25 protein-coding genes and 1 pseudogene are annotated in these 26,262 nt (G+C 66.8%); 17 read left to right on the forward strand and 9 right to left on the reverse strand.

Going from position 1 to position 26,262, the window contains the following annotated elements; genetic code table 11:
* Window positions 1–61 precede the first annotated feature (61 nt).
* The 5 genes from SLQ33_RS19820 to SLQ33_RS19840 all read left to right on the forward strand — a co-directional run bounded on the left by SLQ33_RS19820 (window position 62) and on the right by SLQ33_RS19840 (window position 4,244).
* Window positions 62–394: a hypothetical protein gene (locus tag SLQ33_RS19820; RefSeq protein WP_319455583.1), complete on the forward strand. Its 333-nt coding sequence runs from the start codon at window positions 62–64 to the stop codon at window positions 392–394.
* Between the two features lie 100 nt (window positions 395–494).
* Window positions 495–1,376 (forward strand): polysaccharide deacetylase family protein, encoded by an 882-nt coding sequence (locus tag SLQ33_RS19825; RefSeq protein WP_319455584.1) that lies wholly within the window; start codon window positions 495–497, stop codon window positions 1,374–1,376.
* 25 nt (window positions 1,377–1,401) lie between these two features.
* Window positions 1,402–2,658 carry an APC family permease gene (locus SLQ33_RS19830; protein WP_319455585.1) on the forward strand — a complete coding sequence of 419 codons (1,257 nt, stop codon included), beginning with the start codon at window positions 1,402–1,404 and terminating at the stop codon, window positions 2,656–2,658.
* Window positions 2,659–2,667: 9 nt separating this feature from the next.
* Window positions 2,668–3,945 carry a uracil-xanthine permease family protein gene (locus SLQ33_RS19835; RefSeq protein WP_319455586.1) on the forward strand — a complete coding sequence of 426 codons (1,278 nt, stop codon included), beginning with the start codon at window positions 2,668–2,670 and terminating at the stop codon, window positions 3,943–3,945.
* A gap of 38 nt (window positions 3,946–3,983) precedes the next feature.
* Complete coding sequence (locus tag SLQ33_RS19840) at window positions 3,984–4,244, forward strand: hypothetical protein (RefSeq protein ID WP_319455587.1); 261 nt, start codon at window positions 3,984–3,986, stop codon at window positions 4,242–4,244.
* On the opposite strand, the gene SLQ33_RS19845 is transcribed toward SLQ33_RS19840, so the two are convergent.
* Window positions 4,241–5,416: an acyl-CoA dehydrogenase family protein gene (locus SLQ33_RS19845; protein WP_319455588.1), complete on the reverse strand. Its 1,176-nt coding sequence runs from the start codon at window positions 5,414–5,416 to the stop codon at window positions 4,241–4,243. The two genes, SLQ33_RS19840 and SLQ33_RS19845, sit on opposite strands and share 4 nt — an antisense overlap.
* A gap of 52 nt (window positions 5,417–5,468) precedes the next feature.
* On the opposite strand from SLQ33_RS19845, the gene SLQ33_RS19850 reads away from it, so the two are divergent.
* Entirely contained in the window at window positions 5,469–6,671 is a 1,203-nt protein-coding gene (locus tag SLQ33_RS19850) for an FAD-dependent oxidoreductase (protein ID WP_319455589.1), read from the forward strand.
* Window positions 6,668–7,003 carry a cupin domain-containing protein gene (locus SLQ33_RS19855; protein WP_319455590.1) on the forward strand — a complete coding sequence of 112 codons (336 nt, stop codon included), beginning with the start codon at window positions 6,668–6,670 and terminating at the stop codon, window positions 7,001–7,003. The genes SLQ33_RS19850 and SLQ33_RS19855 overlap by 4 nt, the downstream gene beginning before the upstream one ends.
* Here SLQ33_RS19855 and SLQ33_RS19860 read toward each other — a convergent pair.
* Both SLQ33_RS19860 and SLQ33_RS19865 read right to left on the reverse strand, forming a co-directional pair.
* Window positions 6,988–9,042, reverse strand: a complete 2,055-nt coding sequence (locus tag SLQ33_RS19860) for an acetate--CoA ligase family protein (protein ID WP_319455591.1) — start codon at window positions 9,040–9,042, stop codon at window positions 6,988–6,990. The two genes, SLQ33_RS19855 and SLQ33_RS19860, sit on opposite strands and share 16 nt — an antisense overlap.
* Window positions 9,039–10,661: an NAD(P)/FAD-dependent oxidoreductase gene (locus SLQ33_RS19865; RefSeq protein WP_319455592.1), complete on the reverse strand. Its 1,623-nt coding sequence runs from the start codon at window positions 10,659–10,661 to the stop codon at window positions 9,039–9,041. Before SLQ33_RS19865 ends, SLQ33_RS19860 begins: the two co-directional genes overlap by 4 nt.
* Window positions 10,662–10,763: 102 nt before the next feature.
* Here SLQ33_RS19865 and SLQ33_RS19870 point away from each other — a divergent pair, with 102 nt between their 5' ends.
* Window positions 10,764–11,426 (forward strand): TetR/AcrR family transcriptional regulator, encoded by a 663-nt coding sequence (locus SLQ33_RS19870; protein ID WP_319455593.1) that lies wholly within the window; start codon window positions 10,764–10,766, stop codon window positions 11,424–11,426.
* Here the strand turns inward: SLQ33_RS19870 and SLQ33_RS19875 are convergent.
* Together SLQ33_RS19875 and SLQ33_RS19880 are read right to left on the reverse strand one after the other, a co-directional pair.
* Complete coding sequence (locus SLQ33_RS19875) at window positions 11,413–12,567, reverse strand: ABC transporter ATP-binding protein (RefSeq protein ID WP_319455594.1); 1,155 nt, start codon at window positions 12,565–12,567, stop codon at window positions 11,413–11,415. The genes SLQ33_RS19870 and SLQ33_RS19875 overlap by 14 nt on opposite strands.
* A gap of 7 nt (window positions 12,568–12,574) precedes the next feature.
* Window positions 12,575–13,951, reverse strand: coding sequence for an aspartate aminotransferase family protein (locus SLQ33_RS19880; protein WP_319455595.1), 1,377 nt, complete (start codon window positions 13,949–13,951; stop codon window positions 12,575–12,577).
* A gap of 96 nt (window positions 13,952–14,047) precedes the next feature.
* Here SLQ33_RS19880 and SLQ33_RS19885 point away from each other — a divergent pair, with 96 nt between their 5' ends.
* The 5 genes from SLQ33_RS19885 to SLQ33_RS19905 all read left to right on the forward strand — a co-directional run bounded on the left by SLQ33_RS19885 (window position 14,048) and on the right by SLQ33_RS19905 (window position 18,711).
* A complete protein-coding gene (locus SLQ33_RS19885; RefSeq protein WP_319455596.1) occupies window positions 14,048–15,298 on the forward strand; it encodes a spermidine/putrescine ABC transporter substrate-binding protein in 1,251 nt (416 codons plus the stop codon).
* 5 nt (window positions 15,299–15,303) lie between these two features.
* The gene (locus SLQ33_RS19890) at window positions 15,304–16,233 is read left to right on the forward strand and encodes an ABC transporter permease (protein ID WP_319455597.1); all 930 of its coding nucleotides are present in this window, start codon (window positions 15,304–15,306) and stop codon (window positions 16,231–16,233) included.
* Window positions 16,230–17,123, forward strand: a complete 894-nt coding sequence (locus SLQ33_RS19895) for an ABC transporter permease (protein ID WP_319455598.1) — start codon at window positions 16,230–16,232, stop codon at window positions 17,121–17,123. Before SLQ33_RS19890 ends, SLQ33_RS19895 begins: the two co-directional genes overlap by 4 nt.
* A gap of 59 nt (window positions 17,124–17,182) precedes the next feature.
* Entirely contained in the window at window positions 17,183–18,367 is a 1,185-nt protein-coding gene (locus SLQ33_RS19900) for an aromatic ring-hydroxylating dioxygenase subunit alpha (protein ID WP_319455599.1), read from the forward strand.
* Between the two features lie 68 nt (window positions 18,368–18,435).
* Entirely contained in the window at window positions 18,436–18,711 is a 276-nt protein-coding gene (locus SLQ33_RS19905; RefSeq protein ID WP_319455600.1) for a hypothetical protein, read from the forward strand.
* Between the two features lie 292 nt (window positions 18,712–19,003).
* Here SLQ33_RS19905 and SLQ33_RS19910 read toward each other — a convergent pair whose 3' ends face one another.
* Window positions 19,004–19,924, reverse strand: a complete 921-nt coding sequence (locus tag SLQ33_RS19910) for a hypothetical protein (RefSeq protein ID WP_319455601.1) — start codon at window positions 19,922–19,924, stop codon at window positions 19,004–19,006.
* 60 nt (window positions 19,925–19,984) lie between these two features.
* Between SLQ33_RS19910 and SLQ33_RS19915 the strand changes: the two genes are divergently transcribed.
* From SLQ33_RS19915 to SLQ33_RS19930, 4 genes are all read left to right on the forward strand, one after another.
* The gene (locus SLQ33_RS19915; RefSeq protein WP_319455602.1) at window positions 19,985–20,236 is read left to right on the forward strand and encodes a hypothetical protein; all 252 of its coding nucleotides are present in this window, start codon (window positions 19,985–19,987) and stop codon (window positions 20,234–20,236) included.
* A 442-nt stretch (window positions 20,237–20,678) separates the two neighbouring features.
* A complete protein-coding gene (locus tag SLQ33_RS19920) occupies window positions 20,679–21,086 on the forward strand; it encodes a protein NO VEIN domain-containing protein (protein ID WP_319455603.1) in 408 nt (135 codons plus the stop codon).
* A 225-nt stretch (window positions 21,087–21,311) separates the two neighbouring features.
* Complete coding sequence (locus SLQ33_RS19925; RefSeq protein ID WP_319455604.1) at window positions 21,312–21,857, forward strand: ImmA/IrrE family metallo-endopeptidase; 546 nt, start codon at window positions 21,312–21,314, stop codon at window positions 21,855–21,857.
* Window positions 21,857–22,867, forward strand: coding sequence for a hypothetical protein (locus SLQ33_RS19930; protein ID WP_319455605.1), 1,011 nt, complete (start codon window positions 21,857–21,859; stop codon window positions 22,865–22,867). The genes SLQ33_RS19925 and SLQ33_RS19930 overlap by 1 nt, the downstream gene beginning before the upstream one ends.
* Window positions 22,868–23,011: 144 nt before the next feature.
* Here the strand turns inward: SLQ33_RS19930 and SLQ33_RS33615 are convergent.
* The 3 genes and pseudogenes from SLQ33_RS33615 to SLQ33_RS19940 form a co-directional block, all read right to left on the reverse strand.
* Window positions 23,012–23,113, reverse strand: a pseudogene (locus SLQ33_RS33615) (cell filamentation protein Fic); the annotation flags it as partial.
* Window positions 23,114–23,314: 201 nt separating this feature from the next.
* On the reverse strand, window positions 23,315–24,754 hold the full coding sequence (locus SLQ33_RS19935; RefSeq protein WP_319455606.1) for a M28 family peptidase: 1,440 nt from the start codon (window positions 24,752–24,754) through the stop codon (window positions 23,315–23,317).
* On the reverse strand, window positions 24,751–26,256 hold the full coding sequence (locus SLQ33_RS19940) for a M28 family metallopeptidase (RefSeq protein ID WP_319455607.1): 1,506 nt from the start codon (window positions 26,254–26,256) through the stop codon (window positions 24,751–24,753). The genes SLQ33_RS19935 and SLQ33_RS19940 overlap by 4 nt, the downstream gene beginning before the upstream one ends.
* Window positions 26,257–26,262 lie beyond the last annotated feature (6 nt).

Consider the following 26,262-nt stretch of genomic DNA (forward strand, 5'->3'; position numbering starts at 1 on the left):
TTCGGGATGGGTCGGGGGGTCGAGAAGCGACTCCTTCGTGTCATGAATAAGGAGTTCTGAGGTGAGTCGTCGCAGTTGGTATGCGGTCATCGGTGGCGCGGTCCTAGTGATCGTCGGATTGTTCGCGTTGCGGTTCCCCGTCTTCATCGACGACTTCGATCAGTGGGGGTGGCAGATCAAGTGCGGCACCGGGCTGGGTACCGACGTCTCCCAGGCCGCCGCGGCCACGAACGGCACGGGCTTCGTCGACCGCTGCGAGTCAGCCCTTTTGCTGCGCCGGTTGTGGACCGTCCCGATGGTGGTACTCGGGGCCGTCGCGTTCGTCGGAGTCCTGCTCGCGTCGGCCCTTGAGTCGTTGCGCGAGGAGTCGCCCGCCCACGCCGACGGCGCCTGATCCGGCAACGGGTTCGACACCCTCAGCCGACTGTCAGGCCAGCTTCCCCGGTTGAGACCGGTTTTCCAGCTACCCTTCACGCGTGCCGGATGTGACAAAAGTGACGCGTGTGACTATGGCGCGAACGCGGACCAGAACCGCGGCGCCCGCGTTGTCGCGCCGCAACGTACTGCTTGGGCTGGTCGCCACCGCGACAGCCGTTGCATTCGCCAAATGCGGCACCGAGGCCACCGGCCAGGCCGCGCAAGCGCCTGCGCCGCCACCTGGGCCGCTGCCCCCCGAATGGCCGCCACTGCGGCCGGCTCCGCCGCCGTCTGCGCGAGTGCCGTTGCCCGGCGGTGCGGCGCTGAGCGCGCTGCCCGGACCCGGCGACCTGATGGCGCTGACGCTCGACGACGGCGTCGACACCGCGGTGGTGCGGGCCTATGCGCAGCTCGCCCACGACACCGGAATTCGGCTCACCATGTTCGTCAACGGCGTGTACTCATCGTGGACCGACAACCGCGACCTGCTGCTCCCCCTTGTCGAGTCCGGACAACTACAACTGGGCAATCACACCTGGCGGCATCCCGACCTCACCAAGCTCGCCCCGCCCGACATCGCCGACGAACTGCGGCACAACGACCAGTTCCTCAAGGACACCTTCGGCGTCGATGCCACGCCGTACTTCCGTCCGCCGTACGGGGCCTTCAACGACCTCGTCACCAAGGTCGCCACTGACCTCGGCTACACCGTCACGACGCTCTGGAACGGCAACATCGGGGACGACGCGATCCTCACGCCGCGGGACATCGTCGCCAACGCAACGAAGTACTACACCGCAGGCAACATCGTCATCGGCCACCTCAACCACCCGCCGGTAACCACCGTGTACCACCAACTGATCGACGTCATCGCCGAGCGCAACCTGCGCACGGTGACCCTCGACGACGTGTTCACCAGACCCGAGGTCTCCCGACTGACGTCGCAATACCCCGCGTAAACCCGGCCTCGGTACCATCCGGCGCGTGACCACGCCGGAGCACGTTCCACTCAAGCGCACCCTCGGCACCGTCGACGCGGTCACGATCGGGCTGGGTTCGATGGTGGGCGCGGGCATCTTCGTCGCCCTGGCACCCGCTGCGGCAGCCGCAGGGTCTTGGCTGCTCGCCGGGCTCGCGGTCGCAGCCGTGGTGGCGTACTGCAATGCGACGTCATCGGCCCGGCTGGCCGCGCTCTACCCGCAGTCCGGCGGCACCTATGTGTATGGGCGCGAACGGCTTGGCGAGTTCTGGGGCCACACCGCGGGGTGGAGTTTCGTGGTCGGCAAGACGGCGTCGTGCGCGGCGATGGCGCTCACGGTCGGGTATTACGCGTGGCCCGATTACGCACGGGTGGTCGCGGTCGTCGTCGTGGTGGCCCTGACCGTGCTCAACGTCGTCGGCGTGCAGCGCTCGGCGCTGCTGACGCGGGTGATCGTCGCCGTCGTGCTGGCCGTGCTGGCCGTGGTCGTCGTGGCACTGGTGTCGTCGGAGGCACTCGACTCGTCGCGGTTGGCGTTCCACGACGCGGTCGGCGTCGGCGGCATCCTGCAAGCGGCCGGGCTGCTGTTCTTCGCGTTCGCGGGGTACGCCCGCATCGCCACGCTGGGCGAGGAGGTGCGCGACCCGGCCAGGACGATTCCACGCGCCATTATCCTCGCGCTCGGCATCGCGCTACTCGTGTACGCGGTCGTGGCGACCGCGGTGTTGGCCGTATTGGGCAGCGCCACACTGGCTTCCGCGACGGCGCCGCTGGCCGACGCCGTGGTCGCCGCCGGACATCCCGGCCTCGCTCCCGTCGTTCGGGTCGGAGCGGTAGTCGCCGCCGTTGGCTCGCTGCTTGCGCTCATCCTCGGCGTGTCCCGCACCACGCTCGCGATGGCGCGCGACCGCCACCTGCCCCACGGCCTCGCCGTCGTCCACGCACGGTTCGGCAGCCCACACCGCGCCGAACTGGTCGTCGGGTTCGTCGTGGCCGTCATCGCGGCGACGGTCGACCTGCGTGGCGCGATCGGTTTCTCGTCGTTCGCCGTGCTGGTGTACTACGCGATCGCCAACGCCGCCGCATTCACCTTGCGCGGCAAGGTGATCCCGACGTTGGGTTTGGTCGGATGCGTGGTGGTCGCGTGCGCGCTGCCGCTGGTGTCGGTGCTGAGCGGACTGGCGGTGGTCCTGGTGGGCGTCCTGGTGTACTGGACGCGCCGGCTCCGATTGCCGCGCGCGTCGACGCGAGATGGTGTGTAGTTCGACCTTGTGATCCCGCTTACCTGGAAGCCCGTCCCACCCGACGCGGAGGTCGTCGCCCCGGACGAACGGCTGAGCTGGCCCCGCACCATCGGACTCGGCGCCCAACACGTCGTCGCCATGTTCGGCGCGACCTTCCTGGTACCGGTGCTGACCGGCTTCCCGCCCACCACCACGCTGCTGTTCTCCGGCATCGGCACGATTCTGTTCCTGATCATCACCGGCAACCGGCTGCCGAGCTACCTCGGATCCAGCTTCTCGGTGATCGCTCCCGTGCTCGCGGCAGTGGGTACCAACGGGACCGGCAGCGCGCTCGGCGGGCTCGTCGCCGTCGGCCTGACGCTCATCGTGATCGGCACGGTGGTGCACTTCGTCGGGACCGATTGGCTGAACGCCACGCTGCCGCCCGTCGTGACGGGCGCCGTCGTCGCGCTCATCGGCTTCAACCTCGCCCCCGCGGCGAAGCAGAACTTCGAGAAGGGGCCCCTCGTCGGCCTCGTCACGCTGGTATTGCTGGTCGCGACGATCGCGTTCTTCCGCGGCATCGTCGGGCGGCTCGCGATCTTCCTCGCGGTCGTGTTGGGCTACCTGCTCGCGTGGGCGCTCGGCGACGTTGACACCTCGGCGATCGCCGCCGCGCCGTGGATCGGCCTGCCCGAGTTCCAGACTCCGTCCTTCACTCTGGCGGTGCTGCCGCTGTTCCTGCCGGCCGTCATCGCGCTGGTCGCCGAGAACATCGGGCACGTGAAGTCGGTCGGCCAGATGACGGGCAGGGACATGGACCCGCTGATGGGTCGCGCGCTGGCGGCCGACGGCGTCGCCACCACGCTGGCCGGGTTCGGCGGTGGTTCGGCCACCACCACCTATGCCGAGAACATCGGCGTCATGGCCGCCACGCGCATCTATTCGACTGCGGCGTACTGGATCGCCGCGGCGGTCGCGATCGTGTTGGCCATGTGCCCGAAGATCGGGGCCGTCATCTCCGCGATCCCGCCGGGGGTGCTTGGCGGCGCCACCATCGTCTTGTACGGGCTCGTCGGCGTGCTCGGCATCCGCATCTGGCTGACCAATCACGTGGACTTCAGCCTGCCGATCAACCAGATGACGGCGGCCATCCCGCTGATCCTCGGCATCGCCGACTTCACCTGGACGACCGGGAATCTGACGTTCACCGGCATCGCGCTTGGCTCGATCGCCGCCCTGGTGATCTACCACGGCATGAGGCTGCTTGGGTTCCGGCAGACGTCAATCCGGTCAAACCCCGAGCACAATGATCGACGCGCGTGATAATTACTGCAGGTCGGGCTATCAGAGGGATGAATGCGATGAAGAAGCTGGCAGCAGTGCTCTTTGCGGCGACCGCGATGGCAGCTATGCCGTTGGTGGTCGCACCGGCGGCGCAGGCCGACATCTGCGCGGGAGCCCGCGGACGCCACGTCGGTGTCGGCGGTTGCACCAACATCGCCGGTGACGTGGCAACGGGGGTGGCCATCGCGTCGGCCGCGACCCCGTACGTCTACGGCGAGATACCGTGCTACACGGTCGAAGGCGTGCCCTACTACACGCCTCCTGGCGACCCCTGCTAAGCGCCTTCGAGCACCGCCGCCGGGCCGCGGTTCAGCAGCTGACGACCGATGATCAGCCGCTGAATTTCGCTCGCGCCCTCCCAGATTCGCTCCACGCGTAGCTCGCGGTACATCCGTTCCGCGACGTTCTCCCGCATGTAGCCCCGGCCGCCGAAGATCTGCACGGCGCGGTCGGCGGCCCGGCCCGCCATCTCCGAGCAATACAGCTTGGCCATCGACGCCTGCGCGTGCAACGTCTTGCGATCGGCGCCCGCGTCGATCGACCGGGCCACCTCGTAGAGCATGGCGCGGGCGGCGAACAACTCCGTCGCACTGTCGGCGAGCATGCCCGCGACCAGCTGGTGCTCACCCAGCGGCTTGCCGTCGACCACCCGGTCCTTCGCAAACGCGGTCACGTCGTCGAGCAGCCGCTGCGCAGCGCCGACGCAACGGGCGGCCACCATCAGCCGCTCGAACCGGAACCAGTCCTGTGTGAAGGTCATCCCCTCGCCCTCCGCACCGACGAGGTTCGCCACCGGAACCCGGACCCCGTTGAACGCGACGATGGGGTGCTCATCGGGGATGTGATGCGAATAGTGTGGCGTGCGTACCACTTCCACGCCCGGCCACGGCAGATCGACCACCAGCAGCACGTGCTCGCCGTCGAAGTCCCCGCCCACCAGCCGCGCCTGGACGAACAGGTACTCGGCCAGGTTGTAGGACGTCACGTGCCACTTCACGCCGTCGACCACGTACTCGTCGCCCTCGCGGCGCGCCGTCGCCTGCAACGCGGACACGTCGGATCCGGCGAACTCCTCGGTGATGGCGTAGGCCTCATGCTTCTCCCCGCGCACGGCGGGTAGCAACCACCGCTCGCGCTGATAATCGCTGGCGACGTCGACCCACCACTGCGGCGGAGTGTGCATCACCCAACCCAGGCCATTCGTGGCCCGCCCGGTCTGTTCCTGGACCAGCACCTGCTGAAGTGCGGTGCATCCAGGGCCGCCGACGGAGGTCGGCATGTTGGTGGCGTACAGCCCCAATTCGATTGCCCGCGCTTGATGTTCGGCCGTCACCTCCTTGGGCAACATGCCACCCGCGAGCTCGGCCTCGACCTCGAGCGGGATCACCGAATCGACGAACGCGCGGGCCGCATTCTGGATCCGCCGATCCTGCTCTGACAGTCCGTACATCCGGGCTCCTCGCTCTTGACTGAGCGTTCAGTCTATGCCAGCGTTTGGTGCTATGACTAGTTCCGCTCATGCCGACGTGGTGGTGGTCGGCGGGGGGACGGTCGGTGCGTGGACCGCCGTCCTGCTCGCCGAATCCGGGGTGGGCCACGTGGTGCTACTGGAAGCCGCGACGCTCGGCGACGGGGCAAGCAGCCGCGCCGCGGGCATGGTCCGCGCGCAGGGCGGCACCGAGGCTCCGATCAAGCTCGGGCTGTTTAGCCAGGAGTTCTACGCGACCAGTGGTGATCGCTTCCCGCTCGATTGCGGCTTCGTCGCTCAGGGCTATCTCATGCCGTGCTTCACGGAATCCGAAGTGCAACAAGCCCACGACCGCATTGCGCTGCAACGCAGTCTCGGGCTCGACGTCGAGTGGCTGAGCAGCGCCGACCTCGACACCCGACACACGGGTCTGGCCGCAGGCGTCACGATGGGCGCCTCGTATGCCCCCGGCGACGGGTACATCGACGCGCCGCGCAACGTGCTGGCCTACACCGCTGCGTTGGTCGCCCATGGCGTGGACGTGCGCGAACGCTGCGCCTTCACCGGGCTCCGGACCAACGGCGGCCGCGTCGTCGGCGTGGACACGGCGAACGGTCCCATCGACACCGAACACGTCGTGCTCACCGGCGGACCGAAGCTCGCCGCCGTCGGCGCTACGGCGGGCGGGCGCGTATATGCCGGCGGCGCCCGCCACCAGGTCGTCGTCACCGCCGCACCGTCCGACCTCGACATCCACGAGGTACCGATGGTGTTCGACGTGACGTCCGGAATCTATTGGCGGCCAGGCGAAGCGGGTGGCGTGCTGTGGGGCATGAGCAATCCCGACGAACCGCCTGGCACGGCCGTCGACTTCGACACGCTGTACTACCGCAAGGCCCGCGACCGCATCGAGTACCTCTTTCCGGCGGTGCGGGGATTGGGGCTGCGGCGCTCGTGGGCGGCGACCATCGACTACACGCCCGACCACCTGCCGATCCTTGGCCCGCTGCTCACCGACGACGGACCCGTCGACGGCACGGTGGTGGCCAGCCCGGCCGGGCACGGAATGATGTGGGGCCCCGGCGTCGCCCAGGTGGCCGCCGACCTGACCACCACCGGCGAATGCACGTGGCTCGACCTCACCGATCTCGGACTCGACCGCTTCGACGCGGACGGCAACAGTCGCGTTGCCCCCGAACCCATTTCACTACCATTCCCAGAGAAGGCTACCCAGTGAACACCAGCATCCTTGCCCAAGCGACTGACGCCGAGCTCGAGGACTGGGGGCCGCTGCCCGAGGCCACCGGCCCCGAGATGGCCACCCACGGCGTCGAACTGTGGGTCGACGGTGATACGTCGGCCGGCGTGTGGCAGTGCGCGCCTGGGCCGTCGAGATGGACGCTTGAAACCAACGAGGTCATCTACCTCGTTGCGGGCCGGATGACGGTGACACGCGATGGCGGCGCGCCCGAGGAGATCGGCGTCGGCGACATGGCGGTGTTCCCGAAGGGCTGGACGGGCACCTGGGACCTGCACGACACCGTGCGAAAGGTCTACTCGATCTTCTGATTTCGCGGGTACAGCAGCGCGTCGACGGCGACCGCCCCGCGGTGCGACGCGATCACCGGGTTGGCCTCCACCGCGTCCAGCGCGTCGCCGAGTTCTCCTGCCAACGCCGAGAACGCGACGATCACGCCGACCAGAGCGCCGACGTCGGCCGCTGCCGCCCCTCGCCAGCCGTCCAGCAGCGGCCGAATCCGCAAGGCGTTCACCAGACCCCGCGCCCCATCCCACGAGACGGGCGGCACGGCGACGACGCGGTCGGCGATCAACTCGACCAGCGTGCCGCCCGCGGCCACGACCAGCAGCAGTCCGAACGCCGCGTCGCGCACCAGGCCGATCGACACCTCGACACCGTTACCCGCCATTGCCTGCACGGTGACCGCAGGACCGAGCCGCTCCGCCAGCTCGTCGTACGCCCGATACAGGTCGCCGTCGGCGCCGATGCCGAGCACCACCCCGTCGACGTCGCTCTTGTGTTCGGCCGCACGGGTCTTGAGCGCCACCGGATAGCCGACCACTGCCGCGGCCGCGAGCACGTCGGCGGACGTCGCCGCCACCCTCGACTCGACGACGCCAACGCCGTAGTCGGCCAACAGCTCGAACGCCCACGCCGGATCCCAGCGGCCCAACCGCTCCAGCCACCGCTGCCTGCGGGCCTCGTCTACGGCCACGGCGGCCGGCTCGACGAACAGCGGCCAGCGGGCCAGATGCCCCAGGGCGGCCAACCCGCTGCGGAGGCCCTCCAGCACGGGTATGCCGTTGGTGCGCAACGCCGTCGCGGTCTCCCGGTCGACGGCCGAGGGCACCGACGCGAGCACGGCCAGTGGTCGATCCGTGTCCGCCGCGACGTCGAGGATCGCGTCGGCGTACGACGTGTCGTCGTCGTATTCGGTGACTAGGTCGACCGCGAGCGCGGTGACGGCCACCGTGGGATCGTCGCTCAGGACCCGCAGGCAGGCCCGGAACAGGGCCCGGGTGTCCGCGCCGGTGCCCCACACGTCCAGCGGGTTGGTGGCGGCCAGCCCGTCGTCGAGAAGTTCGGTGAGTGCGGACTTCGTCTCCGTCGCCAGCGGGGCGAAGGCCACGCCGAGTTCGTCCGCGAGGTCGGCTGTCAACGCGCGCTCGGCGCCCGAGTCGTGCACGGTCGCGATGCCGGGCCCGCGTCCGGCTGCCCTTCGCCCGGAAGCGAATAGCTCGATGGTGTCGGTGAGTTCGGTGAGCTCCCGCACGCGCATCGCCCCGACGGAGTCACAGAACGCCTGCCAGGCCAGGTCGCTCGCCGCCAGCGCTCCGGAGTGCGCGGCGACCATTGCAGCACCCGTTTCAGACCAGCCGACTGGCAGCAGGACGACGGGCACTCCCTGCCGTGCGGCCCGTAGCAGTTCATGCCGCAGCCTCGGCAGCGCACGCGGGGTCTCCATCAACAGCGCGATCAGGTTCGTCTGCGGGTCGTCGAGCGCATACGCGACGTAATCGGCCGTGTCGGTGACGAGCTCCTGACCCGACGACACGGCCAGCCGGTACCCGAACCCTCGCTGCGCGCGCAGGAGCGTCGAGAACGCCGAACCGGAGTGGCTGACGAGGGCGACTCCGCCCGCGGGCAGCGGATCGGGTTCCAGGTAGCCGAGCGCGCGCACGCCGAGCGCGTTGTTGACGAACCCCATGCAGCCTGCCCCACACAGCGCCATATCCGCGGCGGTCGCGATGGCGGCCACCTTGTCTCGCAATCCGTTGGCCGCCCCGAACAGCACGGCCGACCGCGCGCCCGCCTCGGCGGCGGCCTCCAACTGGTCGAGCAACGCGGCGTCGGGCACGCCGAGCAGCACCAGGTCGACCGCCTCGTCCAGGTCGGCGAGCGACCGCGCACATGCCACGTCGCCGATGCGGTCGTAGCGCGGGTTCACCAGGTGCATCCGGGCCGAACTGCGTTGCGCCTCAATGATCATGCGCTCGCCGAAACTGTCCGGTTTGGGGCTGGCCCCCACCACGGCCACCGAGCGTGCGCCGAGCATCGCGGCGACTGCGGCCCGACGTGCGTCTTTCATCGCTTGCGCCAGCGACGCTTCTTGTCCGAGAGCGCCGCCCTGGCCGCCTGCCAGCCGGGGATGCCACACACGCCGCCACCCGCGTGGGTCGCCGAACTGCCGTTGTACAGGCCGGCGATCGGCGTGCGGTAGTCCGCGAAGCCGGGGGCGGGCCGCATGTGGAACAGCTGCTCCAGCGACAGCTCGCCGTGGAAGATGTTGCCGCCGATCAGGCCGTACTCCACTTCCATCTCGTTGGGTCCGACGACGTCGCGGTGCGTGATCGACGCCTTGAAGCCGGGCGCCACCTGGTCGTAGGTATCGATCACCCGGTCGGCGTAGGCGTCGAGCTCCTCGGTGTGCGGCGCGTTGGCCCACTCCGCGGGGCACCACTGGGTGAACAGCGACATGATGTGCGTGCCATCGGGATTGAGCGTCTTGTCCAACGTCGTCGGGATGACGCCGTCGCTGAACGGCAGCGTAGCGGGCTTGCCGACTCGGGCCTCCTGGAAGGCGGCCTCGAGGTATTCCATCGACGGTGCCATCTCGATCGAGCCGGTGAGGTGCTCGGCCATTCCGGAACTCGGGTTGGCGGTGAAGCTGGGCAGCTCGGATAGTGCGACGTTGATCTTCACCACGCCGCTGCGCGTCTTCCAGTGTTGAATGTCGCCAACGAAATCCTCTGGGAGTTCATTTTGCGAAAGGTGGTCGAGGAAGGCGATCTTCGGATGCAGCGTGGTGACCACCAACGGGGCAGTCACCTCTTCGCCGTTCTCGAGCACGACCCCGCGGACCTGCCCGCCGCGCGTCAGCACGCGGGAAACCCTTGCGTTGGTGCGGATCTCGGCGCCGAAGCTGCGCGCGGACTTCGCAATGGCCTCCGACACGCCACCCATGCCGCCCTCGGGATACCCCCAGCTGCCGAGTTGGCCGTCGCCCACGTCGCCGATCGAGTGGTGGGCCATCACGTAGGCGGTGCCCGGTTCGCACGGTCCGGCCCACGTTCCGATGATGCCGTTGACGGCCATCAGTCCTTTGACTTGCGGTGATTCGAACCAGTCGTCGAGCAGGTCGGCGATGCTCATGGTCAGTAGTCGGGTGATGTCCGCGGTGAGGCGTGGAGTGATTTTGCCACGCAGCGGCCATGCCAGCTTGGCCAGGTCGAGCAGATCCGACGGCCGCTTGGAGCCGATGTTCGGCGGCACCTGTGTCAGCAGCGGGCCCATCACCTCGGCGATGCCCTCGATCCAGGCGTAGTACTCGGGCAGCGCGTCCGCGTCCTTCTTGGAGAACTTGGCCAGCTGTTCGTGGGTGCGCTTGGGGTCGTCCTCGTAGATGATCAGCGAGCCGCCCTCGGGGAACGCCTGGTAGGACGGGCCCATCGGATGCACCTTGTACCCGTGGCGCTCCAGGTTGAGCTCGCGGACGATCGTCGGCGGCATCAGGCTCATCACGTAGGACAACCGGGTGACGCGCAGATGTGGGGCGTCCTCCCACGGGGCCTCGGTGGTGGCCGCGCCGCCAAGGCTGCCACGCGACTCGAGCACCAGGGTGCGGGCTCCGGAGCGGGCGAGGTAGGCCGCCGAGACCAGCCCGTTGTGGCCGCCCCCGATCACGATCGCGTCGTAGGAATTCGACATCGGAACCTCTTCCCGTGTGGACTGACTGACTGTTCAATCTAAGCGAGTGTTAGGCTGCAGACAAGTAGCAGCGTCGCTTCACGAGGGGAGAGTCTTCACGTCATGGCCGAGCCCGCACCCGCGACCGAGAACAACGAGGCCCGCCGCGTCGAAATGCTGCACGCGGCCGCAGAGCTGATCTGCGAGCGCGGTTTTGGCGATACTCGCATCGCCGACGTGGCCAAGCGGGCAGGCGTGAGCTCGGCGCTGGTGATCTACTACTTCGGCACAAGGGACCGGCTGCTCGTCGACGCGTTGCGCCACTCGGAGGAGTCGTTCTACGAGGCGGCGGAGCAGATGCTGGCCGAGGTCACGTCACTGCGCGAGCGGCTCTCGCTGCTGATCAAGTGGACGTGCGTGCCGTCGGCGGTCAACGAGATCCCCGGCGCCTGGGGGCTGTGGTTCGACCTGTGGGCTCAGGCCTTTCGGCACGACGAGGTCAAGGCGGGTCGCGTCGAGTTGGATGCGCGGTGGCGTCGGATGATCGTCGATGCGATCCGCTCGGCTGAGGCGTCGTCCGAACTCGAGATCGAGGTCGACGCGCGGATGTTCGCGCTCGAGTTCGGTGCACTTCTGGATGGGCTGTCGATCCAGGTCGCGCTCGAGGACCCCGAGGTCGACTCGAGCGTCGCCTATGACATCGCGATGCGCTTCGCCGAGCGCGAGCTCAACCTGCCTCCGGAGAAGCCCGCCGCGAAGAAGCGCGGCAAGGTCAAGGCGCGCTGAGCGCTTCGGCCTCCGCTTCGATCACCGGATCGGTGATCGGCGACGCCGAACTGCGGTGCAGCACTCGCACCGCGTCGTGCGTGCACACGCAATTCACCGAGGCCCCCGGGCCGAAGGACACGGAACCGGGCCCTGATGCGTTGGGGACCTCGACGACCAGCGGTGCCGGGGCTCCGACGTCGACGTGCACCTGGGTACAGGCACCCAGGTAGACCACCTGCGCGACGGTGCCTCGAATGGCGTTGTGCCCCTGCTCCACTGGTGTGCCTGCAGCTTGCAACGAGATGCGTTCCGGGCGGATGACGATGGCCGCCGGTCCGGGCCGCACCGACTCGTCGACCGCGGCCCCGAGCCTGGTATCCAGCGACGAGCAGACCGCCGACGAGGCCGACACGTCGAGCACGTCGGCGTCGAAGATGTTGGCGGAACCCAGGAAACCGGCCACGAACGTCGTCGCCGGCGCCGAATAGATCTCCTGCGGCGGCCCGACCTGTTCGACTTTGCCCTCGGCCAGCACCGCGATCTGGTCGCTCATGGTGAGCGCCTCTTCCTGGTCGTGCGTCACGTAGACGAACGTGATGCCGACCTCGCGTTGAACAGCGCGCAACTCCAGCTGTAACCGCTTGCGCAGCTTGGCATCCAGGGCGCCTAGCGGCTCGTCGAGCAACAGCACCCGTGGCCGCAGCACCAGCGCACGGGCCAGCGCGACGCGCTGTTGCTGACCACCCGAGAGCTGACCGGGCTTGCGCTTGGCGAAGCCGCCCATCTGGACCAGGTCGAGCGCCTCGCCGACTCGCTGTTTGGTCTCCTCCTTGGACGCCTTGGCGTATTTGAGGCCGAACGCGACGTTGTCGGACACCGACATGAACGGAAACAGCGCGTAGTTCTGGAACACCGTGTTCACGGGCCGTCGGTGCGGCGGGTCCTGCACCATGTCGCGGCCGTCGAGCTCGATGCGACCGGAGTCGGGCTTCTCGAACCCCGCGATCATGCGCAGCGTGGTGGTCTTGCCGCACCCGGACGCACCGAGCAGCGAGTAGAACTGGCCGGCGGGGATGTCGAGGTTGATGCCCGAGACGGCGGGCAGCCCCGCGAAGGCCTTCGCGAGCTCCACCAACCGGATTGCACCGCCGGACGTCACTGGGCGCTCAGTCCGCCACCGCGGCGGCCAGCCGGGCGAAGTTCGACGCGAACCGGTCGACGTCGTCGACATCGTGCTGGACGGACAGAAGCCATTGCTCAACCTTCCCCCAGGGCGGGAGGAACACACCGCCATTGTGCTGCATCAGCCAGTGCAGTTGGCCGTATCTGGCGTCGATCTGCAAGAAGTCGCGGAACTCGCGCACCGGATCGCGCCGGAACGTCACGCAGCCCTTGGCCCCGATCGTCACGACGTGCCAGTCGTAGCCATGCGTCGCGATCACGTCGTCGAGGGCGATCCGCAGCCGCGCGCCGAGCGCGTCGAGGTGCCGGTACCCGTCATCGGTGAGCACCTCGGACAGCGTCGCCCTTGCGGCCGCCATCGCCAGCGGGTTGCCGTTGAAGGTGCCGACCTGTTCGTAGCGCCCATCGGAGATGGCCGACATCACCTCGGTCGTGCCGCCTATCGCGGCGACCGCGATTCCACCTCCCAAAGCCTTTGCCAGACAGATCATGTCGGGGACGACACCCGTCAGCGCGGTGACGCCACCCGGACCCGTGGTGAAGCCCGTCTTCACCTCGTCGAAGATCAGGTACGCCCCGGCCTGGTGGACGAGCTCGCGGATGGCGGCGAGATAGCCGTCGTCGGGCTTGATGATGCCCGCGTTCATCATCACGGGCTCCAGGATCATCGCGGCCACCTGATCGCGATGCTCGGCGAGCGCGCGGGCGACGGCCTCGGGATCGTTGAACGGCACCACGACGACGAGGTCGCGGATCGCGGCGGGGATGCCCGTGTTGCCCGGTACGCCGGTGGGGTGGTCGCGCGGGCCGACCTCGTCGGCCTCCGGAAGCACCGAGACCTGCACCGAATCGTGGTGGCCGTGATAGCAGCCCTCGACCTTGATGATGAGGTCGCGCCCCGTCAGCGCGCGTGCCAGGTGCACGGCGTCCATGGTGGCCTCGGTACCGGAGTTCGCGAACCGCCACAGCGGCAGGCCGAAGCGACGGGCGAGTTCGCCCGCGTTCCAGATGGCGTCCTCGGTTGGCTGAGCGAAGTGCGTGCCCCGCCTCACCCTGGCGCTGACCGCGGCGATGATGGCCGGATGCGCGTGTCCCGCAATGGAAGCGCCGTAGCCACCGTGCATGTCGACGTACTCGGTGCCGTCGACGTCGTACACCTTGGAGCCTGCCCCGTGGCTCAACCACACCGCTTGAGGGTCGGCGATCTGCCAGTTGGAGGTGGCCCCACCGGCGAGGTGTTCGCGGGCCTGCGCGATGAGTTCCGTGCTGCGCGGCTGGCGCTTCAGAAACGCCTGCTGTTCAGCGGCGATCAATTGGTCTACTTCGTCGGACACCGGACTCTCGAGTACCGAGGATGACACGGTGAAACCTCCACTCAACAGCGGTTGACTGAGCATTCAGTCTATGTGAGAGTACTCACGAGCGACAAGATGAGACGACCTTTCGGGGAGGCCGACATGCCAGGACCCAACGGATTCGATCGAGGCCTGCCGAGCCGTCGACAGTTCTTGCAACGCGCGGCAATCCTGGCCGCGGGCGCACCCGCGTTGGGTGCGTTCCTCGCCGCGTGTTCGAAGTCCGGCCCCGCGTCGTCGGGACCGAGCCTGACGATCGCGAAACCGGACAGCCCCGTCAAGTGGCCGATCGCCGACGACAACAAGGCGATCGCCGACGGACTCGCCCCTGAGAAGGGCGCGACGCTCAAGATCTACAACTACGCCGACTACCTCAGCCCGCAAGCCATCAAGCAATTCGAGGACAAGTACGGCATCAAGATCGAGGTGTCGACGTTCAACGACGGCGACGAGGCGATCACCAAGCTGCGCAGTGGAGTCGACTTCGACATCTACAACGCCAACTACACCGAGATCAGCCGGTTGGTGACCGGCGGCCTGGTGCGCCCGCTCAACCACAGCTACCTCCCGAACATCTCCAACGTGTGGCCGAGCTTCACCGACCCCTGGTACGACCAGGGCTGGCAGTACACCGTGCCGTACACCATCTACACCACCGGAATCGGTTGGCGCACTGACCAAGTGCCCGCCGACATCGGGAAACTCAGTAACCCGTACGCATCGCTGTGGGATCCCGCGTACAAGGACAAAACCGCGATCATCGACGACTTCCACACCGCGATGGCGATGGTGTTGCTCAAGCAGGGCATCACCGACGTCAACACGTCCTCGGCCGACGACCTGAAGATGGTGGGCGAGCAGCTCACCGCACTGGTGAAGGCGACGTCGCCCAAGGTGACCATCACCATGTACAGCGACTTGCCGGCCGGGCAGTTCGCGCTGTCCCAGATGTGGTCGGGCGACATCATCAACGCGCAGTCCTACCTCCCAGAGGGCGTCGGGACCGAGATCCTGCAGTACTGGTTCCCGCAGGACGGCAAGGGCCTGGTGGATAACGACATGTTGGTGACGCTCAAGGGCGGAAAGAACCCCGTGCTCGCCCACCTGTTCCTCAACCACATGCTCGACCCCGACGTCGCCAAAGAGAACTTCTCGGCGATCGGGTATCAGCCGCCGCAGAACACCATCACCGCGGATTCACTGGTGGCAGAGGAGTTCATCCCCGAGAACCTGCGGTCCGCGATCGTCAAGCCGGAGTACTTCGACGCCGGCTACCGGCTGCTGGAGCTCGATACCACCAACGAAGATGCGTGGCGCAACGTCTGGAACGCGTTCAACTCCGGAGGGTCCTGACTTAGGTGGCGCTGCGGACGCGAGCAGCAGAACGGGCCCGCCCGCGCGAACCCGGCAACCGATTGTGGACCGTACTTGCCGCACCGGGGATCGGCTGGCTGCTGCTCTTCTTCCTCGCGCCGCTCTACGTGGTACTGGCCATCGTGTTCGGGCAACGCGACCCGATCTTCCGTACCGCGGTCCCCGTCTGGAATCCGTTGCAGTGGGACCCCACTCAGTTCAGCTATGTGCTGACCCGCATCGGCCCCGGCGGCATCTACTTTCCCGCCCTGGTACGCACCGTGGTCTACGTCGGGGCGGCGAGCATCCTGTGCCTGTGCATCGCGTTCCCGGTGGCGTACTACGTCTCCCGACTGGCCGGTAGGTGGCAGGGTCTGCTCATCGCGCTGCTGATCGCGCCGTTCTGGATCAGCTACATGATGCGAATGCTGGCCTGGGTCAACCTCTTACAGAACGACGGCCTGGTCAACAGGATCCTGAGTTTCGGCGGCCTGTTCGACGTGAGCGTGGACTGGCTAACCGGGCAGCCGATCGTCGTGGTGCTCGGGCTGGCGTACGGCTACGTGCCGTACATGATCCTGCCGCTGTACGCGGGGCTGGATCGGCTTTCCCAGTCGATGCTCGAGGCGTCGCGAGACCTTGGTGCCAGCCGTGTTTCGTCGTTCGTCCGGGTGACGCTGCCGATGTGCCGGCCGACGATGCTGGCGGCGGTCCTGCTCACCTGCCTGCCCATGCTCGGTGACTACTTCACCAACGATCTGCTGTCCGCGTCGCCCAAGACGGCGATGGCCGGAAACCTGATCAACGACAGCGTCCAGGCCCCTGGCCAGACGGGTCAGGCGGGCGCGTTCGTCATGCTCGTTCTGATCGCCACAGTGCTGCCGATGATCTACTACGTCCGAGTGACGTTGCGGGGCGACGAGGTACGCACGTGACCGCCCTGAGCATGCGTGGACCGATCGGCTGGTACCGCGATCCGTGGCGGCGCCCCCGCGTGCTGGCCGGGATCACCATCGCGTACCTGGTGTGGTCACTGCTGCCGGTGCTCATCGCAGTGATGTTCTCGTTCAACGACGGTCGGTCCCGAACCAACTGGCAAGGCTTCTCGTTCCGGTGGTACTGGGGCGACCAGACCCGGTCGGTCTGGCACGACGCGTCGCTGCACACGGCGCTGCTCCAGACACTCAAACTCGGACTGATCGCCACGCTAATCACCGTCCCGCTCGGGGTGATGTTCGCGATCGGCATCGACCGCTGGCGTGGCAGGCTCCCGTCGGGCGCCAATGTGCTCATGCTGATCTCGTTCGTCATCCCCGAGGTGCTGCTCGCCGTCGCACTGCTGTTCGTGGTGACGTCGCTGGCGCTGCCCTTCGGACTGGGTACCTCGGCTCAGGTGGTCGGGTTGGTCACCTACCAGATCGCCTATCCCGCTGTGCTGGTGCGAGCCAGGCTCGCCACCATCGGTCGACAATACGAAGAGGCCGCGATGGATCTCGGCGCTTCGCAACTCGAGTCGTTGCGCAGGGTCACGCTCCCCATGCTGATGCCGGCGATCTTCGCCAGCACGGTGCTGGTCTTCGCGGACGTCATCGACGACTTCGTACTGGTGCGGTATCTGTCCAACGGCTCTGCGACCGAACCGGTGTCGGTGAAGATCTACAACACCGCGCGAGCCGCGCCCACCCCCGCGCTCAACGCACTGGCCACGCTATTGCTGCTGGCCGCGTTCATCGCGGTGGTGTTCGGCTATCTCGTCTTCCGCCGGATGACTCGCAACGACACGACCACCGATCGCGGTATCGGCGCCTTCGCCGGCGAGACGTAGCGCGCCTTTTCTCACGGACATCTGTAGACCGCAACCGTCCTACGGATTAGGCTGACTGTATGTTCAAACAGCATGGTCCGGCTCCGGTCCCCGTTGACGACCTGGCCGCGGCACTGCGGCCGTTCGGCAGCTCGCGCATGCTGCCGCGGGAGGCGTACGTCGACCCCGCGGTGTTCGAGTGGGAGCAGGCCAACATCTTCTCCGGCTGGATCTGCGTGGGCCACGCAAGCGACCTCGTCGGGGTCGGTGCGCAGCGGGCGGTCGGGTCGGGCGCCAACTCGGTACTGCTGGTGCGCGGCGACGACGACGAGGTGCGCGCCTTCGCCAACACCTGTCGACACCGCGGCCACGAGCTGCTGGCGTGCGGCGCAACCACGAAGCGCCGCAACGTCGTCTGCCCCTACCACTCATGGTCGTACCGCCTCGACGGACAGGTGCGTCACGCTCCCGGCTTCTCGGACGTCGACGGCTTCGACGCCACTGAGTTCGGGCTAGCGGCGCTGCGGTTGACGAACTGGCACGGCTGGCTGTTCGTCGACCCCAGCGGTACCGACGGCGACTTCAGCCACCACGTCGCGGGTCTGGAAGACGTCATCGGCCCCTACCACCCCGAGGATCTCACCGTCGTCGCGCGGCACTCCTACGAGCTCGCGACCAACTGGAAGGTCATCGCCGAGAACTACCAGGAGTGCTACCACTGCTCGACGATCCACCCCGAACTGTCCCGCATCAGCCCGCCCACCAGTGGCGAGAACCTCGACCTCCAGGGGTCGTGGATGGGCGGCTGGATGTCGATGATCGACGAGGCCGAGACCATGTCGTTGTCCGGAAAGAGCGGCGGGGTGGCGATCAAGGGGCTGTCCGAACACGAACTGCGCACCGTCATGTACTTGGTCGGCTACCCCAACCTGCTCGTCAGCCTGCACCCCGACTACGTCATGACCCACCTGATGACCCCGCTCGCGGCCGACCGGACGCATGTGGAGTGCGCCTGGGCCTTCCCGAAAGACGTTGCGGCCCAGGGCGACTTCGACCCCTCCTACGCCGTGGACTTCTGGGATCTGACCAATCGCCAGGACTGGGCGGCCTGCGAGTCGGTGCAACGCGGGCTGAGCTCACCCCATGCGCGACCGGGCCCGTTGGCGCCCGACGAGGACGGGGTCTACCAGTTCGTCACCCGTGTTGGTCGGGCCTACCTTGGTCGTGCTGCGGAGGTTGCTGGTACTGCTGATGGGTCGGCGTAACCGTCACGGTCGCAGTGTCGGTCTCCACACTCGTCGCGATTGACGTCTGCGTCTGGGTTTGAGTTTCGGTGTTGGTTACGGTGCCCGGCGCCACCGTCTCAGTCTCGGTGACCTGCGGGCCGCCACCGGGGCCGTGGCCACCGTGCTGGTGTTCGGTGGTCGACGGCGTGGTGGTGGTCGTCGTGGTCGTTGGCGTGGTCGACGTCGTGGTGGTCGGCGCCGGAGCGGTGGTACTGCACGCCATCGACAACGACCCCATCGCCACGGCGGTGGCCAGCCCCAACAATGCCGAGTACCGGCGAGAACTCTGCTTCACGAACGTCATTCATACGCATGCCCGCTGAGAAATCCGCTACCCACGGGGTGCCGGAATGCGTACGGCTTGCTGTCAACTCCGCGTCGTACCCCGTTGACGCCCCCGGTGAACGCCGAGTACGTGCAGACATCGAACTGAGCCAAGACGGTACAACGTGATCGTGGCGGAGCACCAAACGGGCCTAGGAGATCGTCAATGTTGTGTACTAGCTGCACTTGTCGGTTTGCATAGTCGAGTGCTTGTCTTCACGCAACACCGCCGGGCATGCACGGAACCGTGGAGTGGGTGTCTTGGGGAGTAGGGAGCGGGCTGCGAACTTGCTACTGCCGGTAAGGGCCGTAGGTGCTCCAGCCGTTCATATGGGGCGCCAGGTCGTTGTGACTGGCGGATGTGACGCGCAGGAGGTGCAGCGGCCCGTTGATGGGGTCGGTGCGATCGGCGTGCTGTCGAACCCAAGTAGCCCACTCTCTAGCCTCTTCTTTGTCCGGATCGTCGAATTGTTCGGCGCGGGATTCGATTTCGTTGGCGTATGTTCGCATGGTTGCGGCGGCCTGCCGACGCTCCAGTTGGTCACGGAGCATCTCGGCATTGCGTACGTACGAAAGCTTCGTGAACGCTTCCTGCTTTACCTCTTCCCAGCGGGTCTCGCGGATCTTCGAGCGTCGCGACTCCTCCTGGCGAGACCAGTCCGCTTCAGCTTCGGCGATCTCCAATTCTCGGATCAGCGTTGGCAACTGCTCTTCGAGCGAGGCACCGACGGTATCTCTCAGGGACAGAACCGTTTGGTCCTCCCAGGGTTTCTTGATCGCGACTTCCAGATTCCCCGATGCTCGGAAGTGCTTGTTCGCGGTCGTTCGCTCGGTGCGCGTGTAGTAGTCCCTCTCGGTTGTGTACGCCTGCACACGGCGACCGCTTTGGTCGAGTTCGCGGATCGTGACGACAAGCTCCCGCGATGGAAGCCGGAGGGAGAGGTCGGGGCCGAATTCGCCGCGCCTCGGCGACATGTCGCGCATCTTCGATGGGGTCTTCCAACCAACTTCGGCTGTTGCCGAAATCAGAGCTTGCAGGAATCGCGCGGCACGACCGACTTGAGCCTTCGATACCAACGACTTCTTGTTCTGAAACTCCATAACAGCGGGATGCGGGTCCCGGAGTTGGCGAGGAACGCTGAACGGGCGCAGTGCGGTCAAGGCCTCGAAATCTGGCTCCAAGTAGACCGTCAGTCCCAGGACGGGATCCATGCGCGTGGGCTCCTGGGCCAAGCGTTGCCGCTCAGGCAGACGACCCGACTGGGCGAGGGCGTGCTGCATCCGCCGGATCTCCTCAGGGTCAGCGCTAGGCCCCAGGTCAAGACGCCCGCCCGCTGCGACGACGTCGTGCAGCAACTCCGCCGCTCGGTCGCGGAGTTGCTGTTTCACGCGTTCGCGCTCGGCCCTGGCCTGTTCTTCGCGTCGGGCACGTTCTCGTTCTGCCTCGACGCGCACAGCCTCTTCTTGCAGGTGTCGGGTACCGTTCGGCGTGATCTGGACGGCCCACGTCGTGCCGCTGCCTGAGACACGAAGGAAGCCCCGGTTGTGGAGCGCACGCGCAGAGACGCGATGCGAGCTGCCCTCGTACACACCGTCTTTGCACCCGCCAGCGACCCACCGCAGCAGATCGAATTGGGAGACGGTCAAGTGATTCGTACTTCGTCCCACTGCAACTCCCCCCGGCGTAGAGCTTTACGCGTCTTCATCACCGCTCGGGAGGTGGCACACCCGGAGCAGTAGGCGATCCAAATTCTCCACGCGATCGACGCCGGAACGGTGGAATTGACCGCGCATGACGGGTCGGTCGCTCCGCCATGCCCTGCAGCAGTCGAGGTGAAGCCTGCGGCCGTCTCGCTAATCCCGAGGGAGTCGCTAAGCCGACGGAAGGTGTCGTTAACGGCGGCGCCACGTTAGACAAGCAGTTCGGACGGCCCTGCTCGTGCGCGGGTTTTGGCATGATCGGCGTATGACTCCGCTTGTCGGCAATAAGGCGATCGAGGGTGCTGCGATCGCATGGGTAATGGAGCTCGAACGTGCGGCGGGGCGCGACCCGCGAGACACCCGCCACAAAGGTGCTCCTGCCGACATCGAATCGCCGCCTCGCGTGATCGAGGTCAAGGCTTTCGGTACTACTACGCGCGGCTATGACCTTCCGCTAGAGGTGCGACAAATGGACGAGGCAAAGCGAAATCCGAACTTCTATTTGTACGTGGTCGAGCACGTCAAACAAGGTGACCCCGACGAGTTCACGCTTCGAGTTCTTGGCGGAGAGCGCCTTCAACGCTTGTTGGAGCGGGCCAAGGAATACAGAGGCTATTACGTCCCGTGGCCAGTCGCTGACTATGACGCTGGCGCGCTCGGCCTAGATCAGTAGCGCCCGCCGCCGCGGCTGCGCGGGCGTCTGAGTGGAGAGGCTGAGCCCGATGCCTGCATCGATGACCGTGATACGCCGTTGCGTTAATCGGGTGTTATCGGCTGATGATGACGTGACGTGGGCGAACTGAGCGGCACAGCATCGCCGTACGCGTTTCCTGTCGGATAGCTGAAATAGGCTACAAGGCATGCGACGGGTTGGTGCACAGCTATCCAGTCGTAATGGATGATGGACGTGGAGGTGGACACAGTGACTCGGAGCGCGGTACAGGCGCCGCGGTCGACGCTGTCTTACTCGGCCATAGCGACGTATGCCGAACAGATCGCACGACAGCACGGCGTTATTGACGATGGCGGCAACGTCAACGTGTATGAGCTGCTCAATCGACTCGGCGGTGAGATTGAAGTCGAGAATCGTGCCGAGTCACTTCACGTCCGCGATGCGGGCGATTTTACCGTGTTCGTTCCCACGCATACCTCGGTGCTGCGTGACCGGTTCACGATCGCGCATGAGCTTGGGCACTACTTCCTGCATTGGCGAGCACCGGATCGCCACCTCGTAGGCGAACGCACATCGACGTTCACCCGGCTGGGTCGTAACGTCCCAGAGACGCAGGCCAACGTCTTCGCGTCGAACCTCCTCATGCCGGAGGCGTACTTCAGGAAAGTGTTCGACCCGGCGGTCGGTGACATGGTGCAGGTCGCCGAGCACTTCGGCGTGTCCGTTCCAGCAGCGAAGGTCCGCGCCGAGTACCTCGGCCTCCTCGCCTGATGGCGGCGGGCCTCAACCAGGACGGCTCAATACTGTTCCTCTCCTGCGACCTGCAAAATTCGACGCAGTTCAAGCAGAGCCACACTGACGGCTGGATCGCGACGTTCCTCGCCTTCTATACCGAGTTCCCGTCGCTGTTGGCGACAGAGATCGCGGACTCGTGCCCGGGTCTGCGCGACCGGCTGTCGCTGTGGAAGGCGGTCGGCGATGAGGTGATCTTCTCCGTTCGGATCCAGTCTGAGCAGGAGTGCAGCGACGCCGTCGACGCATGGCTGTTGACGATGCTCGCTTTCGAGAGCCAGCATCTCCTCCGCAAGACACCGATGACGTTGAAAGGCGGAGCGTTCCTTGCAACTGTCCCGTCGCCGGACCGTCGTGTCGCAATTCCCCGCACAGTCCAGATCCTGGACGGCAGATCGCAGCTGGACGCGGAAGCGATGAATGAAGCAACGCTGAATCGTTCCGACGAGAGCGGCGACTTCGCGATCGATTTCGTCGGCCCCAGCATCGATACAGGTTTTCGTGTCCTTAAGTTCGCATCGCGTCGATACTTCGTCCTCACCGTCGAAGTTGCCCACCTGCTGTTCAAGCACTACAGCGACAAAGTTATGGACGATCGGATCGCGTACCTGCTTGGAACGCATTCCCTGAAGGGCGTGTGGGGCGGCCAGTCGTATCCAGTCTTTGCGCTCGCCCGGGCCCTGGAGGGAGACCCGCCGGCCAGACTGCTCGCTGAGGCATTCGGGAGCAGCGGCTTGATCACGGACGAGTATCCGCGATGCAAGCCGTACGACGCCCTCAAAGCGATCGCGGCTTATCGCGCCGCCGACAGCTGGCAGGGTGCGATCCACGTGCCGGACGCACACGAAAAGGGTTTCCAGAAGCATCCGACGGGTGCAGAAGTGCGGGCCTACCTCGACAACCTCGTCGACACGTCCGAAGATCGTCTCGACAATGAGCAGGATCAGGGCGAGGAGAACTCGGTCGCCGAAGACCTTCCTACGAACTAGAAGGCCCTGCAACGCATCCAGCCACTAGGCGCTGATCGCCCTCTCGGGACTTACAAGGTTGGGTCGGAGCTGAGGCCAACTCGTCAGTTAATTCGCGTGCGGCGGACCGCCACCCGTCAGGCCGAGGATGTCGCAGCTGAATGCCGTCGCACAGCCCGCGCGCGTGTAGGTCGCTGACCTCGTGCCGGGGATGAAATATCCCTGCCAGTTCCGTTCGAGATCGCCGGTGTCCCAGGGATGCCGCACTCCTGACCCGGTTACGGGTTTTTGTACCGGCGGCGGACGCGTTCTCCCATCTCGGCGCTGGGTCTTCTGCACCTCGGTCACCTGTACACCACCTTCAATCGAGTCCCTCCAGAATAGTCGACGCAACGACATCGGATGGAAGCGTGGCTGCGTCGGCGATGCAGTGCGCGCGTGCACTCGACTAGGCAGTACGCCTTGCCGTCAACCCCGCGCCGGCACCCCGTTGACGCCCTCGGTGGACGCCGAGTAGGTGCCGACGGCGAACGCCACCGCCGGGCCCATGATCGACACCGCGCGGCGATCGACGTTGGCGATCGTGTCGCGCGCCGAGTGGTAGTTCGGGTCGAACTGCTGCCCGGCCCTTCCGCCCCAAAGCCGCTCCTGCACTTCAGTTTTGCGTTGGTTCGACCCCGTGGTCAGCCCCCCGATGGGGATCCCCGCGGCGAGGAACGCGCTGTAGTCGGCGGCCCGGCCGAGCGGCACGTCGGCGGGCCGGATTCCAGCCAGGTTCAGATAGCCGGCCAGCGTGCGTTCGACACCCGCCGAGCCCGCGGGCACGCTGGCCAACGGGACGTCGGGGTTGGGCTGACCCGATTGGTCGCCGTCATAGGTGAAGTAGCCCGCGTTGGGCGAGCCGAGCATGTCGAAGTTCAAGTAGAGCGCGATGTCGGCGATGGCCGTCCGGTCCAGTCCCCGAACGTATTTCGTCGAACCCTCCAGCCCGGTCTCCTCCGCGCCCCAGAAGGCGAACCGGATGGCGTTGGTCACCGGCGGCGAGCCGCCGAGCTGCACCGCAGTCTCCAGCACCGCGGCCACCCCCGTGCCGTTGTCGTTGATTCCCGGGCTGCCGGGCACCGCATCCAGGTGAGCACCCGCGACCACGACGTTGTGGGGATCGCCGGTCTTGGTCTGCGCCAACACGTTTCGGAACTTCACCAAGACGGACTTGACGTCCAGCACCAGGCGCACCGGGTTCGTGGTCCGGCGCAGCTGCGCGTCGACGTCCTTGCCGATCACCGCGACTGGACTCTTCAGCGCTTGGTAGTACCCGGGCGTGAACAGCCCCGCCGGCGCGCCCGCGGTGCCTGGGTCGCTGACCACGAGCAGCCCGACGGCACCCAGGCCAACGGCGACGTTCTGCTTGTCGACCACCGAACACGTGGTGTCGTCGACGACCGCGAACGCGCCGCGTACGTTGACGTCGCCATAGTCGGCGGCCGCGCACCCGGCCGGCTTGCGTGGCCGAAGGGTGGCTGCGGAGAGCCCGCCCGCCTGGGTGTTGACTAGCAGCGAGGCCTGGTCGACGGAGAAGTCGCGGCCGCCGACCGTCAGCGTCGGGTTACCCGGATGGGCCAGGGCGAGCCGTTCAACCTCAGGCGTCTGAACATCGAATCCCTTGTCGCGCAACGTCCCCGCCACGTAGTCGACTGCGGCGTCGTATCCGGGCGTGCCATCGACCCGGCCACCCTTGCCGGTCGTGGCCATGTCGGCGAACTTCTCCAGGCGAGCGTAGATGCCGTCGACGGTCACCTTGGCGGCCAGCTCGCGCGCCGGATCGGCGGCGGGGCCTGGCGACGGTGGAGCCGACGAGCACGCGGCGAGCGACAGGACGACACCGAAGAGCAGTGCCGTCGCCCTCACGGCTGCGACGCCGTGTGGCGGGTGCGGTCGTCTCGCACGGGAACGCCGTTGCGCCCGCTCTCGTCCTGCGCGTAGAGCCCCATGGCGTACGCGACGCCGCGACCCTGGATCTCGAGCGCCGTGCGGTCCAGGTGTTCGTACGTGTCGCCGGCCTTGTGGTAATTCGGGTCGAACGGCGCGTCGGCGTCACCGCCCCACAGGTCGGCCTGCTCCTTGGTCTTCTTGTCCTCGGCGCCTGCGAACAACCCGCCCGAGGGGATGCCCGCCTGGGTGAAGGCGTCGTAGTCCGACCGTCCGTCGAAGTTGGTGTCCTGCGGCGTCTTTCCCGCCCCCTCGAGGTAGGCCGCCAGCATCCGTTCGATCCCCGCGGAACCCTCCGGCACGCGCGGCACGCTGTCGGTGGGCGGCGCGGACTGGTTGCCGTCGTAGGTGAAGTAACCCGGGTTCGGCGAGGCGAGCATGTCGAAGTTGAGGTACAGCGCGATGTCCTTGAGCGCCTCGAGGTCGAGCGTCTCGATGTAGTGCGTCGAGCCCACCAGCCCTTCCTCCTCGGCGCCCCAGAAGGCGAAGCGCACCGCGTTCTTTACGTTCGGCGAACTACCAAGCTGCACAGCGGTTTCCAGCACGGCGGCCGCGCCGGAGCCGTTGTCGTTGATGCCCGGCCCCTCGGGCACGCTGTCGAGATGCGCCCCTGCCATCACGACGTTCTGCGTCGAGCCGGTCTTGGTCTGGGCGACGACGTTTCTGGTGCGTTCCTTGCGTACCCCGGCGTTCAGCTTGATCGTGGCGTTGGCCGGGTTGGCGCGCAGGCGAGCGCCGTCGGCCTTGCTGATTCCGACGACGGGGATCTTCACGTCGGTTTCCTCGCCCAACGTTCCGCCGGCCGTGTCGCCGTCGTTGTTGTTGGCGACGATCATCGCCACGGCGCCGCGTGCGGCGGCCGCGGCCTGCTTCTCGGAGAACGGGCAAGCGCCCCGGTCGACGAGCACGATCGCGCCGGTCAGCGTGAGGCCGTCGTAATCGCTTGCGGTGCAGCCGGGGGTGTCCTCCTCGCGCGCCGAAACGAGCTGCCCGCTGACCCCTTCGGCGGGAGTACCGATCGTGTACATCAACGGTCCGGCCTTGACGTTCTGACCGCCGACCGTGACCGTCGGATCCTCGGCGAACGGCAGCCGCACGTCGAACTCGTCGGTCTTCACGTCGAAGCCCTTGTCCTTCAGGATGCCGGCGATGTAGTCCACGCTGGCGGCGTACCCCGGCGTCCCCAGTGCGCGGTTGCCGCCGTTGGCGTCGGCGATCTCCTGAAGCTTCTTCAGGTGGGCCATCATGGCGTCGGCCGAGACCTTCTTCTGCAGCGCGCCCGCGAACTCCGTTGCCGCCGTCGACGGCGCGGCCGGTTGGGCCGAGGGTCCGGGCTGCGCCGCGTCCGAACCTCCGCAGCCCGCCGCCACCAGGGTGATCATCGTGAGGACAGCCATCGCCGCCGAGGAGCTTCGCCGCATTGACCC

This window comes from Mycobacterium sp. RTGN6 (assembly GCF_033804605.1).
Lineage (GTDB): Bacteria > Actinomycetota > Actinomycetes > Mycobacteriales > Mycobacteriaceae > Mycobacterium.

Coding starts and splice junctions, on each gene's coding strand:
- SLQ33_RS19840 (WP_319455587.1), top strand. CDS start 3,984: ATGAAGAAGCTGGCAGCAGTGCTCTTTGCGGCGACCGCGATGGCAGCT.
- SLQ33_RS19845 (WP_319455588.1), bottom strand. CDS start 5,416: ATGTACGGACTGTCAGAGCAGGATCGGCGGATCCAGAATGCGGCCCGC.
- SLQ33_RS19850 (WP_319455589.1), top strand. CDS start 5,469: ATGACTAGTTCCGCTCATGCCGACGTGGTGGTGGTCGGCGGGGGGACG.
- SLQ33_RS19860 (WP_319455591.1), bottom strand. CDS start 9,042: ATGAAAGACGCACGTCGGGCCGCAGTCGCCGCGATGCTCGGCGCACGC.
- SLQ33_RS19865 (WP_319455592.1), bottom strand. CDS start 10,661: ATGTCGAATTCCTACGACGCGATCGTGATCGGGGGCGGCCACAACGGG.
- SLQ33_RS19870 (WP_319455593.1), top strand. CDS start 10,764: ATGGCCGAGCCCGCACCCGCGACCGAGAACAACGAGGCCCGCCGCGTC.
- SLQ33_RS19885 (WP_319455596.1), top strand. CDS start 14,048: ATGCCAGGACCCAACGGATTCGATCGAGGCCTGCCGAGCCGTCGACAG.
- SLQ33_RS19900 (WP_319455599.1), top strand. CDS start 17,183: ATGTTCAAACAGCATGGTCCGGCTCCGGTCCCCGTTGACGACCTGGCC.
- SLQ33_RS19910 (WP_319455601.1), bottom strand. CDS start 19,924: ATGGATCCCGTCCTGGGACTGACGGTCTACTTGGAGCCAGATTTCGAG.
- SLQ33_RS19920 (WP_319455603.1), top strand. CDS start 20,679: ATGACTCCGCTTGTCGGCAATAAGGCGATCGAGGGTGCTGCGATCGCA.
- SLQ33_RS19925 (WP_319455604.1), top strand. CDS start 21,312: ATGATGGACGTGGAGGTGGACACAGTGACTCGGAGCGCGGTACAGGCG.
- SLQ33_RS19930 (WP_319455605.1), top strand. CDS start 21,857: ATGGCGGCGGGCCTCAACCAGGACGGCTCAATACTGTTCCTCTCCTGC.
- SLQ33_RS19940 (WP_319455607.1), bottom strand. CDS start 26,256: ATGCGGCGAAGCTCCTCGGCGGCGATGGCTGTCCTCACGATGATCACC.